The following is an 18,016-nucleotide window of genomic DNA, read 5'->3' on the forward strand; positions in this document are numbered from 1 at the left end:
CAGCATTTGTTAGAATAGCCGCATATTCTACCCGTTATCCTCCGACACGCCAAACCACTGATGATACCAACGAGGTAAAATCTGATCCCGCAAGCTGTTTATTCGCCAGTTTTTTTGATAAAAATCCAGCGTAATCTGCCCCTGGTGGGGTGTATCCAACCATTGATAATTTTGTTGCCGATAACGTTGCTTCACTTTCCTGGACGGGAGACGCCAGGCATTGTAACGGGATGCGGAGGCTAACGCGGCCTGCCCGCCGACCCGCTGAATCAGCGCCTGCGATGATGAGGTATTGCTACCATGATGTGGAACCTGTATCACCGTAGACTGCAGATGCTGCCAGTAGTGACTGAGCATTTTTTGTTCAGCGGGAGACTCAATATCTCCGGTCAGCAGAATACTCTGATGCCCGTCATCGACCTTAACCACGCAGGAGTGGTTATTCCCCAGATCTTTATTTCCACGCACGGGCCAATGCGCACTAAAGGTTAACCCTTGCCATTGCCAGCGCTCCCCGCGTAAACACGGGAGATGCCCTTCCCAACCTAATGGGCTTCTTATCCATAGCGACGGCCAGGCTTGCTGCAGCGAACGCAACCCGCCCCGGTGATCCATATGCTCATGGCTTAAAATAACGCCTTCTGGCTCCAGGTTGTGCCAGCGTAGCCAGGGAATAATCAGCTGTTGCGCGCTATCGCCTTCAGGCCATGCCAGACCGGTATCGTAAAGAATCGCTTTCCCATTGCGCGAAATAACCATCGCCAGTCCCTGCCCGACGTCCAGCATATGCACTTGCCAGACATCAGTACGTAGCGTTCGCCAGAACGGGGCGCTCAGTAAAAGGAGCACAGTGACGCAAACTACCGGTATAGTTCGCCACGCGTTCAGCCGATATGCGATGAGCAGGAGTCCGGGTACAAATGCAAGCCATTGCCAACGTGCATCAATATTGATCCACCCTTCAGGCAGGCTCCTGAGCCCCCAAAATAATAGCGCGAGGGAGCGATCCGCTAAATACCATAGGTTCGACTCAACCATCGCCAGCCCGGTTAAATGCACGATCATGCCTGCTAATATCAATGGTACGGAAATAAACGTAACCAGCGGTACAGCAAACAAATTCGCCAGAAATGAGGTCAGGCTAAAACCGTGAAACATCGCGATTTGCACAGGTAGAAGCAGGAGCGTAATTCCCAATTGCAAATGAGCAAGCGCCAGAAATTGGCGTCCAACGCGCGACAGCGGCCAATCCGGCATCGGAACCCATTGATACCAGAACAGCAGCGCCGCAACGGCAAAAGCAGACAACCACAGACTTTGTGAAAGAACGGCGACAGGATCCACCACCAGAATGGCTGCCAGACAGCAGATCCACACCGCCCATCCACTCCACTGCCTGCCGCTGAGTTTTAGCCCTCCCCAGACCAGTAGCGCAACAACCGTACGTAATGCCGGGGGCTGTAGCCCCGTTAACCAGGCATAGAATGTTGCGCAGACGATCCCGCCAACTAACGGAACCTGCCAGCAAATCCATCTGGTTGGCATAAAAAATTGCCCCGCGCGAATTAATCCTGCAGCCAGAAGTGCGGCAAATGCAATATGCAGCCCGGAGATAGCCATCAAATGGGCCGTACCGGTATCACGCATAATGGTTTTCACCGCTTGTGACACGGACAAGCGCTCCCCCATTCCCAGGCCCAGTATAACCTGCTGCCAGGGATAGTCAGCGAGCGCGCTTTTCAACGAGGAGAGATACCGCGAACGCAAACTGCATTGTTGTGTGATAACCGAAGCCTGCAAAAATCTTCCCGTCAGCAGCTGGTGCTGCGCCAATGCGTAACGCTGGCTATCAAACCCGCCCTCGTTCAATTGACCGTGTATGGCACGAACCTTCAACGTCATCGCCCATGTCTGGCCCGCACAAACGTTGCCGGGTAGGTACTGCCCATACAGAGTAATTCCGATAGCAGGAAATACCCGCTTCCCCTGCAGATGCGTGATCTGGCCGTAGTGCGTTGTCATATTATCGGTTCCGGTTATCCGCACGATGGCCTGCTGGCTTTTTGCAGGCAGCGTATTACCGGCCCACAGCGCATCTTTCGCAGCCAGAACTCCCCAAAGAAAAAATAGCAGGGTTAATCCGGCGAAACGTACAGGGCTGTGAGAAATAAGGCAGAGCAGAATTGCCAGACCAAATATAACGCCGATGCACAGCGTGTCAGGTAACGCAGGTAATAGCATAAGCGGGAGAATGCCGAATAATGCACTCGTACTAACCGTTGTTATTTTCATCAGTCACCTCCCTGTAGCAGGAAGTGTGCAGTAATGTTCGACGGTTGTCTGGTGCCAATTTAGCGTTATACGGTATGCATTCCGCTAACATTTAGCGGCGCTTGTAACGTGCAAATTAACTGGGATGGAGATTCCAGGATGGGCTGGCAGAAATGAAAAAAGCACCCATGCGGGTGCTTTTTTCGGCGTTAAGTCTCGCTAAAAACTTAACCGTAAATATTGGCGCGATCGCGCAGTTCTTTACCTGGTTTAAAGTGCGGAACGTATTTTCCTTCCAGGTCCACTTTATCGCCGGTCTTCGGATTACGTCCGGTGCGCGGTGCGCGGTAATGCAAAGAGAAACTGCCGAAACCGCGGATTTCAATACGCTCGCCCTGCGCAAGAGTCGAGGCCATATGTTCCAGCATCTCTTTAACTGCATCTTCAACCGCTTTCGCGGGAATATGAGGTTGCTGGGTTGCAAGTCTTTCAATCAATTCTGACTTGGTCATGATTCCTCCGGTTCCTTAAAGGCATAATTAGCTGCTGCATTGATTAAGGGCGGCCTTAGCCGCCCTTTGTCATTGATTACAGGACGAATCCTGTAATCTGTCAAGCTACTCGTCACCCTTTGTGCTGTTAACAGCACAAAGGATTTAGGAGCACTCGATATTACTCGCCTTTAGCTGCTTTGAAAGCTTCAGCCATTGCGTTGTTAGAGAAGTTAGCATCTTCCTGTTTGTTAACAGTTGCGATTGCATCTTTCTCATCAGCTTCGTCTTTAGCACGAACAGACAGGCTGATTGCGCGGTTCTTACGATCAACGCCGGTGAATTTAGCTTCAACGTCGTCGCCTACGCTCAGAACCAGAGTTGCATCTTCAACGCGGTCGCGGGAAGCTTCAGAAGCGCGCAGGTAACCTTCAACGCCGTCAGCCAGTTCTACGGTTGCGCCTTTAGCATCAACTGCAGTGACTTTACCGTTTACGATTGCGCCTTTCTTGTTCAGTGCAACCCAGTTGTTGAACGGATCTTCTGCGAGCTGTTTAACGCCCAGAGAGATACGCTCACGTTCTGCGTCAACCTGCAGAACAACAGCTGCGATTTCGTCGCCTTTTTTGTATTCACGAACTGCTTCTTCGCCTGCAACGTTCCAGGAGATGTCAGACAGGTGAACCAGGCCGTCGATGCCGCCGTCCAGGCCGATGAAGATACCGAAGTCAGTGATAGACTTGATTTTACCTTCAACACGGTCGCCCTTGTTGTGGGTTTCCGCGAACTGCTGCCATGGGTTATTTTTGCACTGCTTCAGACCCAGGGAGATACGACGACGTTCTTCGTCGATATCCAGAACCATAACTTCCACTACATCGCCAACGTTAACAACTTTGGACGGGTGGATGTTTTTGTTGGTCCAATCCATTTCGGAAACGTGAACCAGGCCTTCAACGCCTTCTTCGATTTCAACGAAGCAGCCGTAGTCGGTCAGGTTGGTCACGCGACCAGTCAGTTTGGTACCTTCCGGATAACGCTTAGCGATAGCTACCCATGGATCTTCGCCCAGCTGTTTCAGGCCCAGAGATACACGAGTACGCTCGCGGTCGAACTTCAGCACTTTAACAGTGATTTCGTCGCCAACGTTTACGATTTCGCTCGGATGCTTAACGCGTTTCCATGCCATGTCGGTGATGTGCAGCAGGCCGTCAACGCCACCCAGATCAACGAATGCACCGTAGTCAGTGAGGTTCTTAACGATACCTTTAACTTCCATGCCTTCCTGCAGGTTTTCCAGCAGCTGATCGCGTTCTGCGCTGTTTTCGGATTCGATAACGGCACGACGGGAAACAACAACGTTGTTACGCTTCTGATCCAGCTTGATTACTTTGAATTCAAGCTCTTTGCCTTCCAGGTGCAGCGTGTCGCGGACCGGACGAACGTCTACCAGGGAACCCGGCAGGAACGCGCGAATACCATTCAGCTCAACAGTGAAGCCACCCTTGACTTTGCCATTGATAACACCAGTAACGGTTGCAGCTTCTTCGTAAGCTTTTTCCAGCGTGATCCAAGCTTCGTGACGTTTAGCTTTTTCACGGGACAGCAGGGTTTCACCGAAGCCGTCTTCTACTGCATCCAGAGCAACGTCAACTTCGTCACCAACCTGGATTTCCAACTCGCCCTGGGCGTTTTTGAACTGCTCTGCCGGAATGGCGGACTCAGATTTCAGACCAGCGTCAACCAGTACTACGTCTTTGTCGATAGCAACAACAACACCACGAACGATGGAACCCGGACGGGTTTCGATTTCTTTTAAGGATTCTTCAAACAGTTGAGCAAAAGATTCAGTCATGTTTAATCTTCAGGTTTCATATTTAACGTCCACCTGGCTCCATGCCGGATGGGGTTGTTTAACATACCCGCTGTCAATCCATTGCAACGGGGGTACTGCAAATTCGGTCGCACTTAAGCGAGTGCCAGTTTTTGGCGCGCGTATTGTAACGCTTTTTCAATCACTTGCTCAATGCTTAATCGGGTTGAATCCAAAACTAAAGCATCAGCAGCGGGAACCAGCGGCGCTACAGCACGATTACGATCGCGGAAATCGCGTTCTTCGATCTCGGCCAAAAGGCGTTCAAAGTTAACACTAAAGCCCTTTTCCTGCAACTGTAGCATACGTCTATGCGCACGTTCTTGCGAGGAGGCGTCCAGGAAAATTTTCACTGGTGCATCCGGGAACACCACGGTCCCCATGTCTCGTCCGTCGGCAATCAGGCCGGGCGCTTCACGAAACGCGCGTTGGCGGCGTAACAGCGCTTCGCGTACGCGAGGAAACGCAGCGACCTGAGATGCGGCATTCGCTACTTCCTGGGTGCGGATTTCGCCGCTGACATCTTCACCTTCCAGAATGACTTCCAGGTTGCCGTCCGTTGAGATAAAACGCACATCCAGGTGTGAGGCAAGCGGTACCAGAGCATCTTCAGATGTGACATCAACATGGTGATGCAACGCTGCGAGCGCCAGTACGCGGTAGATCGCGCCTGAATCTAACAGATGCCATTGCAATGCTTCCGCCATTGCCTTGCACAAGGTGCCTTTTCCTGCACCACTTGGGCCATCAATGGTAATAACCGGGGCAATTGCCGTCATCTTTTTCTCCTTAAACGGGCATACGTTAACGTGAACGCCGCGCATTATACGCGCCAACGCTAATAATCGTTAACACAGAGTGTAAAAACCCGATTAGTCTGTAACGATGTGAGGAAGAATTGCGCAATTATAGCGGGCTGGCGAGAAACCAGCCCGGAAGATGACACTGATTTACTTTTTATCTGCAGCGATGCGCTCACGAATATGCTGAGCGCGATCGTCAGATGTGAGGATCAGGCAGGTGTACTAATACGCGCCAACTGTTCGAAATAATCCGGGAAGGTTTTGGCGGTACATTTAGGGTCCAGAATGGTCACCGGCGTGTCAGACAACGCCACCAGCGAGAAACACATCGCCATGCGGTGATCGTTGTAGGTCGCGATCTCCGCAAACTGTAACGTCGCCGGTGGTGTGACACGAATATAGTCTTCGCCCTCTTCAACGATCGCGCCCACTTTACGCAACTCGGTCGCCATCGCGAAAAGGCGGTCGGTCTCTTTGACGCGCCAGTTGTAGATGTTACGTAAGGTCGTGGTGCCTTTAGCGAACAGCGCTGCCGTGGCAATGGTCATCGCCGCATCGGGAATATGGTTCATATCCATGTCTACCGCGTTCAGCTCACCGTGAGTACAGGCAATAAAGTCTTCGCCCCAGGTAATGGTCGCGCCCATTTTTTCCAGCACATCGGCGAAGCGGATATCACCCTGCATACTGTTGCGGCCAATCCCGGTGACTTTTACCGTACCGCCTTTAATGGCTCCCGCTGCGAGAAAATAGGAAGCGGAAGAAGCATCGCCTTCAACCAGATATGCACCCGGTGACTGATACTGCTGCTGACCCTGCACAACAAAGCGCTGGTAGTTCTGATTCTCAATTTCAACACCAAACGTTTTCATCAGGTTCAGTGTGATATCAATGTAAGGTTTAGATACCAGCTCGCCTTTAATGGCGATCGTCGTATCCTGCGGCGCCAGTGGCGCAGTCATCAGCAGCGCAGTCAGGAACTGGCTGGATACGCTGCCGTCTACCTCAACCTGTCCTCCGGTAAAGCCACCGCGCAGACGTAAAGGCGGATAGTTTTCTTGCTCCAGGTATTCAATGTTGGCTCCGCCCTGGCGTAACGCATCAACCAGATGGCCAATCGGGCGCTCTTTCATGCGCGGCTCGCCTGTCAACACGATGTCATTACTGCCCAGACACAGCGCAGCGGCCAGTGGGCGCATTGCGGTTCCGGCATTGCCAAGGAACAGTTCTACTGCGCCTTCGGCATGCAGCGCGCCGCCATTGCCGATAATCTCGCAACGCGTACGGTCGGCAGAAAGGGTATAGCTAATTCCTAACGCATTCAGAGCATTAAGCATATGGCGGACATCATCGCTGTCCAGAAGGTTGGTCAGGACAGTGGTGCCATTTGCTAATGCAGCCAGCAGCAAAGCGCGGTTAGAAACACTTTTGGATCCAGGCAGATTGATGGTGCCATCCACCCGCGCAATGGGTTGTAACGTCAGGGATTCCATGAAACTCGACTCTCAAAAACAGACATAAAAACCCCACAGACTGGCTGTGGGGATGAAAATACAGCAGATTAACCGCGGCGGCGCTCGAAATCGACCATGAAATCGGTCAGCGCTTTTACACCTTCTAGCGGCATTGCATTGTAGATGGACGCGCGCATACCACCGACCACACGGTGCCCTTTCAACGCGTGCAGACCCGCAGCGAAAGACTCTTCCAGGAAGAGTTTATCCAGTGCGCTGTCAGCAAGCTGGAACGGTACGTTCATCCGTGAACGGTTCGATTTTGCCACGTCGTTACGGTAGAAATCGCTGTTATCGATTACGCCGTACAGCAGTTCCGCTTTTTGCTGGTTAATTTTATCCATCGCGTTAACACCGCCCTGCTCTTTCAGCCATTTAAAGACCAGGCCAGACAGATACCAGGCAAAGGTTGGCGGCGTGTTGAACATGGAGTCGTTGTCATTCAGCACGGTATAGTCGAGGATTGACGGGCATGACACATGAGCCTTACCCAGCAAATCTTCACGTACGATGACAATGGTCAGCCCGGCCGGGCCGATGTTTTTCTGCGCCCCGGCATAAATTACGCCATAACGGCTCACGTCAAGCGGTGCAGAAAGAATGGTAGAGGACAGATCCGCCGTAACCACCACATTGCTGGCAAAATTCGGCGTTTCATCGATCGCAATGCCATCAATGGTTTCATTCGGGCAATAGTGCAAATACGCCGCGTTGTCAGAAAGCTGCCATTCGCTCATTGGCTTAACAGCACGCAGTCCGTCAACGGTGACTTTGGCGTCGATAACGTTTGGCGTACAGTATTTTTTCGCTTCTTTAATTGCGCTGGCGGCCCAATAACCGGCATCAACGTAATCCGCCGTGGTTTTGTCACCCAGAATATTTAACGGGATGCCCGCAAACTGCCCGCGCCCACCGCCATGGCAGAACAACACTTTATAGTTGGAGGGGATGCTGAGAAGATCGCGAAAATCCTGCTCCGCTTCCTCTGCGACCTGGATGAATTCTTTGCCACGGTGGCTAATTTCCATCACCGACGTGCCAAGACCGTTCCAGTCGCGAAGATCCTGTTGAGCCAGTTTAAGTACTTCTGCCGGTAACATTGCCGGACCTGAACTAAAATTGAAGACCTGAGCCATTTCCCCTCACCACGTTGTGTTGTTGTCCAATCAACATCCTGTCATTGGCGATAATCCGGTGACAGACATTGGTATAAGTTATTCCTGTGGATATCGGTTTTATCATTCAGTGACACGCGCCGCAATGGGTAAAACTGACCAGGGTAAAAATGTGTCATTGGTCACACAACAGAATCTATCGGATTGACGGGTAAAAACCGAGATTTTCGCTGTCAGGTGACCCGTTTTGCCCGACTGGCCTTCGACCATTCTGGATTTGCACAGCGTGGACATAATTGATGATCTCCGGCGTTCATTTGCACCACTTCACTACACCGTATACAGGCATAGTCCCCAGCTTCAGGTATCACTTTAAATCGCTGTGTGCAGCGTTTAGGCAAAATACTGAGCCCCGGCTTTACGTCTTCATCAGCAAAGAAATAGACGCTGATTTGCCCATTAGTCTCCAGGATGGCCAGTCTCACCTGTCCCAATTGCTCCACGCCGTTCAAACGCAATTCCATAAAGAATTCGAATTCCGTCATATTGGCGCTATTGAGCTTCGACCATGCCAGCTCGCCGTCCTCAATGATCACAACGGGCTTGCCCTCCAGCAAATCCTCCATTTTCTCGCTATGCGCCATCAGCCACATAACCAGCCGATACAGCACAGCAAGCGTAATAAAGACCACCAGCACCGGCAGCATCGGGACATCATCATAAAATGCCACGTCTCCCGCCGCGGACCCCAGCGTAAGGATAATCAGCACTTCAAAAAGCGACATCTGGCGTACGCCGCGACGTCCGGTGATTTTTAAAAACAGAAAAACCAATATAAAGGTATAGAGGCTGCGCAGAGCAACTTCTCCCAGAAAATCCATGGGCACCTTATCCAGTACCATTCGGTGTAAATCGAAAGCTTTCATTATTATGCTCTAAACGTGGTTGGCTGTAGGAAAGCATAGCTAATACTTTTATTTACGTCTGAACTCCGGCGACGATAGCGCCATTCATTTAAAACCCGTATCATTGCGCGCTTTCCGTACGACAAAAGTGATTTTCATGACGCAAACATTTATCCCCGGCAAAGATGCCGCTCTGGAAGACTCCATCGCTCGCTTCCAGCAAAAATTGCTCGACCTTGGTTTTCAAATTGAAGAAGCCTCGTGGTTGAATCCCGTCCCTAACGTCTGGTCTGTACATATTCGCGACAAAGAATGCGCGCTGTGCTTCACCAACGGTAAAGGCGCGACGAAAAAAGCGGCGCTGGCTTCCGCGCTGGGCGAATATTTTGAGCGTCTGTCGACTAACTATTTCTTTGCTGATTTCTGGCTGGGTGAAACCATCGCCAACGGCCCATTCGTGCATTATCCGAACGAAAAATGGTTCCCGTTGACTGAAGAAGACGACGTACCAGAAGGTCTGCTGGATGCTCGTCTGCGTGCGTTTTACGATCCAGACAACGAACTGACTGGCAGCATGCTTATCGATCTGCAATCCGGTAATGAAGAACGTGGGGTCTGCGGCCTACCGTTTACCCGTCAGTCGGATAACCAGACCGTCTATATTCCGATGAACATTATTGGCAACCTGTACGTTTCTAACGGCATGTCTGCGGGTAACACCCGAAACGAAGCGCGCGTTCAGGGCCTGTCTGAAGTCTTTGAGCGTCATGTGAAGAACCGTATTATTGCGGAAAGCATCAGCCTGCCGGAAATCCCGGCCGAAGTCATGGCGCGCTACCCGGCAGTGGTTGAGTCCATCGCCAAACTGGAAGCGGAAGGTTTCCCAATTTTCGCCTACGATGGCTCGCTGGGCGGCAAGTATCCGGTGATTTGCGTTGTCCTGTTCAACCCGGCCAATGGTACCTGCTTTGCCTCCTTCGGTGCACACCCGGATTTCGGCGTTGCGCTGGAGCGTACTGTCACTGAACTGCTACAGGGCCGCGGTCTGAAAGATCTTGATGTCTTCACCCCACCGACCTTTGACGACGAAGAAGTGGCTGAACACACTAACCTTGAAACCCACTTCATCGATTCCAGCGGCCTGATCTCCTGGGATCTGTTCAAGCAGGATGCTGACTATCCGTTCGTTGACTGGAATTTCTCCGGTACCACGGAAGAAGAGTTCGCCACCCTGATGGCCATCTTCAATGCTGAAGATAAAGAAGTGTATATCGCCGACTACGAGCACCTGAGCGTTTATGCGTGCCGCATTATTGTTCCGGGAATGTCTGACATCTATCCGGCTGAAGATCTGTGGTTAGCCAACAATGCCATGGGCGCCCATCTGCGTGACACTATCCTCTCTCTTCCGGGCAGTGAATGGGATAAAGAAGACTATCTCAATCTGATCGAACAACTGGATGAAGAAGGCTTTGACGACTTCACCCGCGTACGCGAGCTGCTCGGTCTGGCAACCGGTGCGGATAACGGTTGGTACACCCTGCGCATTGGCGAGCTTAAAGTGATGCTGGCGCTGGCCGGCGGCGACCTGGAGCAGGCGCTGGTCTGGACAGAATGGACGATGGAATTCAACGCCTCTGTCTTTAGCGCTGAACGTGCCAACTACTACCGCTGTCTGCAAACGCTGCTGCTGCTATCTCAGGAAGAAGATCGTCAGCCGCTACAATATCTGAACGCGTTTGTTCGCATGTACGGTGCCGAGGCGGTTGAAGCCGCAAGTGCAGCATTAAGTGGCGAAGCGCCGTTCTACGGGCTTCAAACTGTTGATAGCGATCTGCAGGCTTTCCCGGCGCATCAGTCTCTGCTGAAAGCTTACGAAAAACTGCAGCGCGCGAAAGCAGCACATTGGTCAAAATAGTGACAATCAGCCTGCGCTGAGTAGGCTAAAGGTATTGTCTGGGCTATATTACGGGGCGCTTAATGCGCCCTGTTTTTTATTTTGGTCAAATCAAAAAATAAATGTAAAAACAAGGTTAAATATTAGTAGTTGATATTAAGAAAATTAGCTTATTAATGTGGTTTTTTATCTCAATTACTCCATTTTAATTAACCGCCCCAGAGGAGACAGAAAGAAAAAATTCAACTCACTTTATAATTTTTAAAATTTATTTTTATTTGGATAATCAAAAAGTTACACCGTAATCGCATAAAAACCATGCGCCTTACGGGCCTATAAGCCAGGCGAGATATGATCTATATCAAATTCTCATCTATAATGCTTTGTTAGTATCTCGTCGCCGACTTAATAAAGAGAGAGTTAGTGTGAAAGCTGACAACCCTTTTGATCTTATTCTTCCTGCTGCAATGGCCAAAGTTGCCGAAGAAGCAGGCGTCTATAAAGCAACGAAACATCCGCTTAAGACGTTCTATCTGGCAATTACTGCCGGTGTATTCATTTCAATTGCCTTTGTTTTCTATATCACCGCCACAACCGGTACCGGCACAATGCCTTTCGGCATGGCGAAGCTAGTAGGTGGTATCTGCTTTTCCCTGGGGCTGATTCTCTGCGTTGTCTGCGGTGCAGACCTCTTCACCTCAACCGTACTGATTGTCGTAGCGAAAGCCAGTGGCCGCATCACCTGGGGCCAATTGGCGAAAAACTGGCTTAACGTTTATGTCGGCAACCTGATTGGCGCCCTGATCTTCGTGTTACTCATGTGGCTTTCTGGCGAGTATATGACCGCTAACGGCGCGTGGGGTCTCAACGTCCTGCAAACAGCCGACCACAAAGTGCACCATACTTTTGTTGAGGCGGTAAGTCTTGGCATCCTGGCGAACCTGATGGTGTGTCTGGCAGTATGGATGAGCTATTCGGGTCGCAGCCTGATGGACAAAGCGTTTATCATGGTATTACCGGTCGCAATGTTTGTTGCCAGCGGTTTTGAGCACAGTATCGCAAACATGTTTATGATCCCTATGGGTATTGTAATTCGCGATTTCGCCACCCCGGAATTCTGGACCGCTGTTGGGTCTTCTCCGGAGAATTTTTCTCACCTGACCGTGATGAATTTCATCACCGATAACCTGATTCCGGTTACGATCGGCAACATTATCGGCGGCGGTTTGTTGGTCGGGTTGACATACTGGGTCATTTATCTGCGTGGTAACGATCATCATTAATCTGATGATGCCCATTACACGCAGTAAATAAAAAATCCACTTAAGAAGGTAGGTGTTACATGTCCGAGCTTAATGAAAAGTTAGCCACAGCCTGGGAAGGTTTTACCAAAGGTGATTGGCAGAATGAAGTAAACGTCCGTGACTTCATTCAGAAAAACTACACTCCGTATGAGGGTGACGAGTCCTTCCTGGCTGGCGCAACTGATGCGACCACTGCACTGTGGGACAGCGTGATGGAAGGCGTTAAACAGGAAAACCGCACTCACGCGCCTGTTGACTTTGACACCTCCGTTGCTTCTACCATCACTTCTCACGACGCTGGCTACATCAACAAAGCGCTCGAGAAAATTGTTGGTCTGCAGACTGAAGCTCCGCTGAAACGTGCGATCATTCCGTTTGGCGGCATCAAAATGGTTGAAGGTTCCTGCAAAGCGTACAATCGCGAACTGGACCCGATGCTGAAAAAAATCTTCACCGAATACCGCAAAACCCACAACCAGGGCGTATTCGATGTTTACACCAAAGACATTCTGAACTGCCGTAAATCCGGTGTTCTGACTGGTCTGCCAGATGCCTATGGCCGTGGCCGTATCATCGGTGACTACCGTCGCGTTGCGCTGTACGGTATCGACTACCTGATGAAAGACAAATACGCTCAGTTCGTCTCTCTGCAGTCCGATCTGGAAAACGGCGTAAACCTGGAAGCCACTATCCGTCTGCGTGAAGAAATTGCTGAACAGCACCGCGCACTGGGTCAGATCAAAGAAATGGCTGCTAAATATGGCTGCGATATCTCTGGTCCGGCAACCAACGCTCAGGAAGCTATCCAGTGGACTTACTTCGGCTACCTGGCCGCGGTTAAATCTCAGAACGGCGCAGCAATGTCCTTCGGTCGCGTATCCACCTTCCTGGATGCCTACATCGAACGTGATATCAAAGCGGGCAAAATCACCGAGCAAGACGCTCAGGAAATGATTGACCACCTGGTCATGAAACTGCGTATGGTTCGTTTCCTGCGTACCCCTGAATATGATGAACTGTTCTCCGGTGACCCGATTTGGGCAACTGAATCTATCGGTGGTATGGGCGTTGATGGCCGTACTCTGGTTACCAAAAACAGCTTCCGCTTCCTGAATACCCTGTACACCATGGGTCCTTCTCCGGAGCCGAACATCACCGTTCTGTGGTCTGAGAAACTGCCTCTGAACTTCAAGAAATTCGCCGCTAAAGTGTCCATCGACACCTCTTCTCTGCAGTACGAGAACGATGACCTGATGCGTCCGGACTTCAACAACGACGACTACGCTATCGCTTGCTGCGTAAGCCCGATGGTTGTTGGTAAACAAATGCAGTTCTTCGGTGCGCGTGCAAACCTGGCGAAAACCATGCTGTACGCAATCAACGGCGGCGTTGATGAAAAACTGAAAATGCAGGTTGGTCCTAAATCTGAACCGATCAAAGGCGACGTTCTGAACTTCGACGAAGTTATGGAGCGCATGGATCACTTCATGGACTGGCTGGCTAAACAGTACGTCACTGCACTGAACGTTATCCACTACATGCACGACAAGTACAGCTACGAAGCCTCTCTGATGGCGCTGCACGACCGTGACGTTATCCGCACCATGGCGTGTGGTATCGCTGGTCTGTCCGTTGCTGCTGACTCCCTGTCTGCAATCAAATATGCGAAAGTTAAACCGATTCGTGACGAAGACGGTCTGGCTGTCGACTTCGAAATCGAAGGCGAATACCCGCAGTTTGGTAACAACGACTCTCGCGTTGATGACATGGCGGTTGACCTGGTAGAACGTTTCATGAAGAAAATTCAGAAACTGACTACTTATCGTAACGCTATCCCGACTCAGTCTGTTCTGACCATCACCTCTAACGTGGTTTATGGTAAGAAAACCGGTAACACCCCAGATGGTCGTCGTGCTGGCGCGCCGTTCGGACCGGGTGCTAACCCAATGCACGGTCGTGACCAGAAAGGTGCTGTTGCCTCTCTGACCTCCGTTGCTAAACTGCCGTTTGCTTACGCTAAAGATGGTATCTCTTACACCTTCTCTATCGTTCCGAACGCACTGGGTAAAGACGACGAAGTTCGTAAGACCAACCTGGCTGGTCTGATGGATGGTTACTTCCACCACGAAGCGTCCATCGAAGGTGGTCAGCACCTGAACGTGAACGTCATGAACCGTGAAATGCTGCTGGATGCGATGGAACATCCGGAAAAATATCCGCAGCTGACCATCCGTGTTTCTGGCTACGCAGTACGTTTTAACTCCCTGACTAAAGAACAGCAGCAGGACGTTATTACTCGTACCTTCACTCAGACCATGTAATTGGTTTTGACTGAAATCGTACTTTAAAAAGCGTACAATAAAGGCTCCACGTAAGTGGGGCCTTTTTAATAGCCTGCTTTGTCAGCTATCTATACTTATGGATAGCAGCCAAAACAGACTCGACACAGTTAATAACTGTGCACTAACACTGGCCCCGGATGGGCCACACCTGGAGAAACACCGCAATGTCAGTTATTGGTCGCATTCACTCCTTTGAATCCTGTGGCACTGTTGATGGCCCGGGCATCCGTTTTATTACCTTCTTCCAGGGCTGCCTGATGCGCTGCCTGTATTGTCATAACCGTGACACATGGGATACGCACGGCGGCAAAGAAGTCACCGTCGACGAGTTAATGAAAGAGGTCGTGACCTACCGCCACTTTATGAACGCCTCCGGTGGCGGTGTGACAGCGTCCGGTGGCGAAGCTATCCTGCAAGCTGAATTTGTACGCGACTGGTTTCGTGCCTGTAAAAAAGAAGGTATTCATACCTGTCTGGATACCAACGGTTTTGTTCGCCGCTACGATCCGGTGATCGATGAATTGCTGGAAGTCACTGACCTGGTGATGCTCGATCTCAAACAGATGAATGATGAAATCCATCAGAATCTGGTGGGCGTATCTAACCATCGCACGCTTGAGTTTGCACGTTACCTGTCCAATAAAGACATCAAGGTGTGGATCCGCTACGTCGTTGTGCCTGGCTGGTCTGACGATGACGACTCCGCGCACCGCCTGGGCGAGTTTACCCGCGATATGGGCAACGTAGAGAAAATCGAACTGCTGCCATACCATGAGCTGGGCAAACACAAATGGGTGGCAATGGGTGAAGAGTACAAACTTGACGGTGTTAAGCCACCGAAGAAAGAGACCATGGAGCGCGTGAAAGGCATTCTTGAGCAGTATGGTCATAAAGTGATGTACTAATGACGACCACGGCGTCGCAGCGCTCTGCTTGAGTAGCGCGACGCCAACGTTCGATGCCTACGACATAAAATATTCTGAAAGTTTATTGGTCACGCTTTCAATAGAGAAAATACGTTTCTGGTGTGCTTTACGACACTGCACGTAACGCTCATCCTGCTCTTCCAGAGCACTGAGTATGCGATCTGCCACCATCATCGCACCAGCAATTTCAGCAAAACCAGACTCACCTTCCCCCTGTAATGCAACCGCCGCCTGCAAATTCCAGTCAGAAAGCCGATTTAATGGCGCAAACGATCCGCGAGTTAACGAGAGAATTTTTATGCCTTGTTCCTTCGCTAGCGTCAGCGACTGCATCATATCGGTAGAGACTTGTTCTGTATGAATAACGATAATCCCTGTTTTTTGGCTGTCCGCCAACGGAGAGATAGCCGCCGGATAAAATCGGTCGATATAACTGGCTATTTTCCCCATCTGCACCAGATTGATTTGCAGGAATAACGCCACCGGCACCGCAGTACCTACCGCATAAATTGCAATATTACTGAGCTGATTTAACCAGGTCGCAACCGCCTGCAACTCTTTGCTGTCAATGATGGCATTGCTGTCACAAACGCTTGCCAGTACCGCCGCCGTCTCCTCACTTCCTCCATCATTCGGCCGTGCAGCTCCTTGCTCCAGTGCAAGAGCCGTTCTGAAATCAGAAAACCCCTTAAAACCAAAGGCACGGCAAAAACGAGTGATACTCCCCTCACTGGTATCAATAGAATCGGCCAGCTCGGTTATCGTATGCCGCATCACAAAATCAGGATTTTCAGTGATAAAACGCCCTACCTTTTCCAGGATCGGACTCAGCTCTGAAGCCCCATTTCTTATGTTAATCAATAAATTAGTATCTATTTGACTCATTTTTCGCCTTTTTGCACAAAATGCAAATGCTGTCACATACTTTGCCCGGCTTTGCGATAATAATTTTTATCGCACCAATGATAATTAAAAATAATTATTTTTACAAACAGGAGAACGTCTAATGAAAGGTCTGATCGTCTGTCGTACCGGTATGGGCAGTTCACTAATGCTGAAAATCAAAGCCCAAAAAGTCATCGATAAACATGGCTGGGATATCGATCTTGAACACGATGTCCTGTCAGGGCTACGAACCTGGCAAAACATCGACTTCGTGATCACCATGAGCGACCTGACCGATGAGGTAGAAGCCGCCGGGTTCAGAGCAATCGGTATCACCGATCTGATGAACAGCGAAGAAATGGAATCTGCGCTCACCAGCGTTGTTCAAAACAACTAACCTCTCCGGGGGAAATATGGATCTCCTAAAGTTCATTGTATTCGACATTTTGGGTGTAACCCCACTTTTAGTTGGCTTTATTGCGCTAATTGGTTTGCTTATCCAGCGTAAACCCATCGAAAAAGTGCTTTCAGGTACCTTTAAAACCATCGTCGGATTTCTGGTATTTGCCGGCGGAGCAGGGATTGCGGTGACATCCTTAGGTAATTTTCAGACCTTATTCAGCGATGGATTCGGTCTGAAAGGTGTGATGCCGTTAGCCGAAGCGTTAACTGGGCTGGCACAGACCAAGTTTGCCATGTGCGTTTCACTCATCATGGTCGTTGGTTTCGGCTGGAACTTGTTTTTTGCCCGCGTAACGCCGTTCAAATACATCTTCCTGACGGGTCAACATAATCTGTATCTGTCTGCCCTCTTAACCGTTACGCTTAAGGCGCTTGGCTACAGCGATGTAACAACAATTATCGTCGGCTCCATACTGCTGGGGCTTGCGGCCTGTGTCTATCCAGCTATCGCTCAGCCGTGGATGCGTAAGATTACCGGTAATGATGAAATCGCGATGGGTCATTACGTTACTCTGGCCTACGCGCTATCGGGATGGATCGGTTCGAAAGTGGGCGATCCTAAGCAGTCAACAGAAAAGCTAAATCTTCCCGGATGGTTGGGGATTTTTAAAGACTACATCGTCTCCGTGTCCATCTCTGTCAGTATTTTCTATTACATCGCGGCGCTTGCCGCAGGCGAAGAAGCGGTAACGGCCGCCGCCGGTGGAATGCATTGGCTGGTTTATCCGCTATTCCAGTCACTCACGTTTACCGCATCGCTTTATATCATCATCACCGGCGTTCGCTTGCTGTTGTCAGAAATAGTCCCGGCATTTCTGGGCATCTCTGAAAAATTTATCCCGAACGCCAAACCCGCACTGGATTGCCCAGTCGTCTTTCCGTATGCCCCAACCGCCACCGTTTTAGGTTTCATCTCTTCCTTTGTGGGTGGATTGGTGGTTATGGGGGTACTCGCATCAATTGGGCAAACGGTCATTATCCCCGTCGCCATCCCCTACTTCTTCATTGGTGCTACCGCCGCCGTCTTCGGTAATGCGTCAGGAGGCTGGAAAGGGGCCATCGCCGGTAGCTTTGTCACTGGCATATTAATTGGTATTGGCCCGGCACTCATCTATCCCATCATGGAATCGGTGGGATTGTCCGGTACTAGCTTCCCGGAGACAGATTTTGTCGCCCTCGGCTTAGTGGTTTATTACATCGGCAAAATGTTGCCCTGATAAGGAATGAA

At 50.5% G+C, this 18,016-nt stretch carries 14 protein-coding genes; 6 read left to right on the forward strand and 8 right to left on the reverse strand.

All coding sequences use genetic code 11. From position 1 onward, the window contains the following. Nucleotides 1-27: 27 nt before the first annotated feature. From HV311_RS16165 to HV311_RS16195, 7 genes are all read right to left on the reverse strand, one after another. A complete protein-coding gene (locus tag HV311_RS16165) occupies nt 28-2,292 on the reverse strand; it encodes a ComEC family protein (RefSeq protein ID WP_191220176.1) in 2,265 nt (754 codons plus the stop codon). Nucleotides 2,293-2,498: 206 nt separating this feature from the next. Then, on the reverse strand, nt 2,499-2,783 hold the full coding sequence (ihfB, locus tag HV311_RS16170) for an integration host factor subunit beta (RefSeq protein WP_003035780.1): 285 nt from the start codon (nt 2,781-2,783) through the stop codon (nt 2,499-2,501). Nucleotides 2,784-2,943: 160 nt separating this feature from the next. Then, nucleotides 2,944-4,617 (reverse strand): 30S ribosomal protein S1, encoded by a 1,674-nt coding sequence (gene rpsA, locus HV311_RS16175; protein WP_003035776.1) that lies wholly within the window; start codon nt 4,615-4,617, stop codon nt 2,944-2,946. A gap of 113 nt (nt 4,618-4,730) precedes the next feature. Beyond that, entirely contained in the window at nt 4,731-5,414 is a 684-nt protein-coding gene (gene cmk, locus HV311_RS16180) for a (d)CMP kinase (protein ID WP_016152447.1), read from the reverse strand. 233 nt (nt 5,415-5,647) lie between these two features. Beyond that, the gene (gene aroA / locus HV311_RS16185) at nt 5,648-6,931 is read right to left on the reverse strand and encodes a 3-phosphoshikimate 1-carboxyvinyltransferase (protein ID WP_047501177.1); all 1,284 of its coding nucleotides are present in this window, start codon (nt 6,929-6,931) and stop codon (nt 5,648-5,650) included. Between the two features lie 68 nt (nt 6,932-6,999). Next, nucleotides 7,000-8,088, reverse strand: a complete 1,089-nt coding sequence (gene serC / locus HV311_RS16190) for a 3-phosphoserine/phosphohydroxythreonine transaminase (RefSeq protein WP_016152445.1) — start codon at nt 8,086-8,088, stop codon at nt 7,000-7,002. A 212-nt stretch (nt 8,089-8,300) separates the two neighbouring features. After that, nucleotides 8,301-8,993 carry a DUF421 domain-containing protein gene (locus tag HV311_RS16195; protein WP_016156114.1) on the reverse strand — a complete coding sequence of 231 codons (693 nt, stop codon included), beginning with the start codon at nt 8,991-8,993 and terminating at the stop codon, nt 8,301-8,303. Between the two features lie 136 nt (nt 8,994-9,129). Between HV311_RS16195 and ycaO the strand changes: the two genes are divergently transcribed. The 4 genes from ycaO (at nt 9,130) to pflA (ending at nt 15,420) form a co-directional block, all read left to right on the forward strand. Further along, entirely contained in the window at nt 9,130-10,890 is a 1,761-nt protein-coding gene (gene ycaO, locus HV311_RS16200) for a 30S ribosomal protein S12 methylthiotransferase accessory factor YcaO (RefSeq protein WP_047414124.1), read from the forward strand. Nucleotides 10,891-11,294: 404 nt separating this feature from the next. Then, on the forward strand, nt 11,295-12,152 hold the full coding sequence (gene focA / locus HV311_RS16205) for a formate transporter FocA (RefSeq protein WP_003831909.1): 858 nt from the start codon (nt 11,295-11,297) through the stop codon (nt 12,150-12,152). 59 nt (nt 12,153-12,211) lie between these two features. Then, on the forward strand, nt 12,212-14,494 hold the full coding sequence (gene pflB, locus HV311_RS16210) for a formate C-acetyltransferase (RefSeq protein WP_016152441.1): 2,283 nt from the start codon (nt 12,212-12,214) through the stop codon (nt 14,492-14,494). A gap of 185 nt (nt 14,495-14,679) precedes the next feature. Beyond that, complete coding sequence (pflA, locus tag HV311_RS16215) at nt 14,680-15,420, forward strand: pyruvate formate lyase 1-activating protein (protein ID WP_003035751.1); 741 nt, start codon at nt 14,680-14,682, stop codon at nt 15,418-15,420. 57 nt (nt 15,421-15,477) lie between these two features. Here the strand turns inward: pflA and HV311_RS16220 are convergent, their stop codons facing one another. Continuing rightward, nucleotides 15,478-16,326, reverse strand: coding sequence for a MurR/RpiR family transcriptional regulator (locus tag HV311_RS16220; RefSeq protein ID WP_016156113.1), 849 nt, complete (start codon nt 16,324-16,326; stop codon nt 15,478-15,480). 121 nt (nt 16,327-16,447) lie between these two features. Here HV311_RS16220 and HV311_RS16225 point away from each other — a divergent pair, with 121 nt between their 5' ends. Together HV311_RS16225 and HV311_RS16230 are read left to right on the forward strand one after the other, a co-directional pair. Next, nucleotides 16,448-16,723, forward strand: coding sequence for a PTS sugar transporter subunit IIB (locus tag HV311_RS16225; protein ID WP_016152439.1), 276 nt, complete (start codon nt 16,448-16,450; stop codon nt 16,721-16,723). A 16-nt stretch (nt 16,724-16,739) separates the two neighbouring features. Beyond that, a complete protein-coding gene (locus HV311_RS16230) occupies nt 16,740-18,005 on the forward strand; it encodes a PTS ascorbate transporter subunit IIC (RefSeq protein WP_016156112.1) in 1,266 nt (421 codons plus the stop codon). The last annotated feature ends 11 nt before the right edge of the window (nt 18,006-18,016 follow it).

Origin of the sequence: Citrobacter sp. RHBSTW-00881, assembly GCF_013728515.1 — a bacterium.
Taxonomy (GTDB): Bacteria; Pseudomonadota; Gammaproteobacteria; order Enterobacterales; family Enterobacteriaceae; genus Citrobacter; species Citrobacter braakii.

Coding starts and splice junctions, on each gene's coding strand:
- HV311_RS16165 (WP_191220176.1), bottom strand. CDS start 2,292: ATGAAAATAACAACGGTTAGTACGAGTGCATTATTCGGCATTCTCCCG.
- ihfB (WP_003035780.1), bottom strand. CDS start 2,783: ATGACCAAGTCAGAATTGATTGAAAGACTTGCAACCCAGCAACCTCAT.
- rpsA (WP_003035776.1), bottom strand. CDS start 4,617: ATGACTGAATCTTTTGCTCAACTGTTTGAAGAATCCTTAAAAGAAATC.
- cmk (WP_016152447.1), bottom strand. CDS start 5,414: ATGACGGCAATTGCCCCGGTTATTACCATTGATGGCCCAAGTGGTGCA.
- aroA (WP_047501177.1), bottom strand. CDS start 6,931: ATGGAATCCCTGACGTTACAACCCATTGCGCGGGTGGATGGCACCATC.
- serC (WP_016152445.1), bottom strand. CDS start 8,088: ATGGCTCAGGTCTTCAATTTTAGTTCAGGTCCGGCAATGTTACCGGCA.
- HV311_RS16195 (WP_016156114.1), bottom strand. CDS start 8,993: ATGAAAGCTTTCGATTTACACCGAATGGTACTGGATAAGGTGCCCATG.
- ycaO (WP_047414124.1), top strand. CDS start 9,130: ATGACGCAAACATTTATCCCCGGCAAAGATGCCGCTCTGGAAGACTCC.
- pflB (WP_016152441.1), top strand. CDS start 12,212: ATGTCCGAGCTTAATGAAAAGTTAGCCACAGCCTGGGAAGGTTTTACC.
- pflA (WP_003035751.1), top strand. CDS start 14,680: ATGTCAGTTATTGGTCGCATTCACTCCTTTGAATCCTGTGGCACTGTT.
- HV311_RS16220 (WP_016156113.1), bottom strand. CDS start 16,326: ATGAGTCAAATAGATACTAATTTATTGATTAACATAAGAAATGGGGCT.
- HV311_RS16225 (WP_016152439.1), top strand. CDS start 16,448: ATGAAAGGTCTGATCGTCTGTCGTACCGGTATGGGCAGTTCACTAATG.
- HV311_RS16230 (WP_016156112.1), top strand. CDS start 16,740: ATGGATCTCCTAAAGTTCATTGTATTCGACATTTTGGGTGTAACCCCA.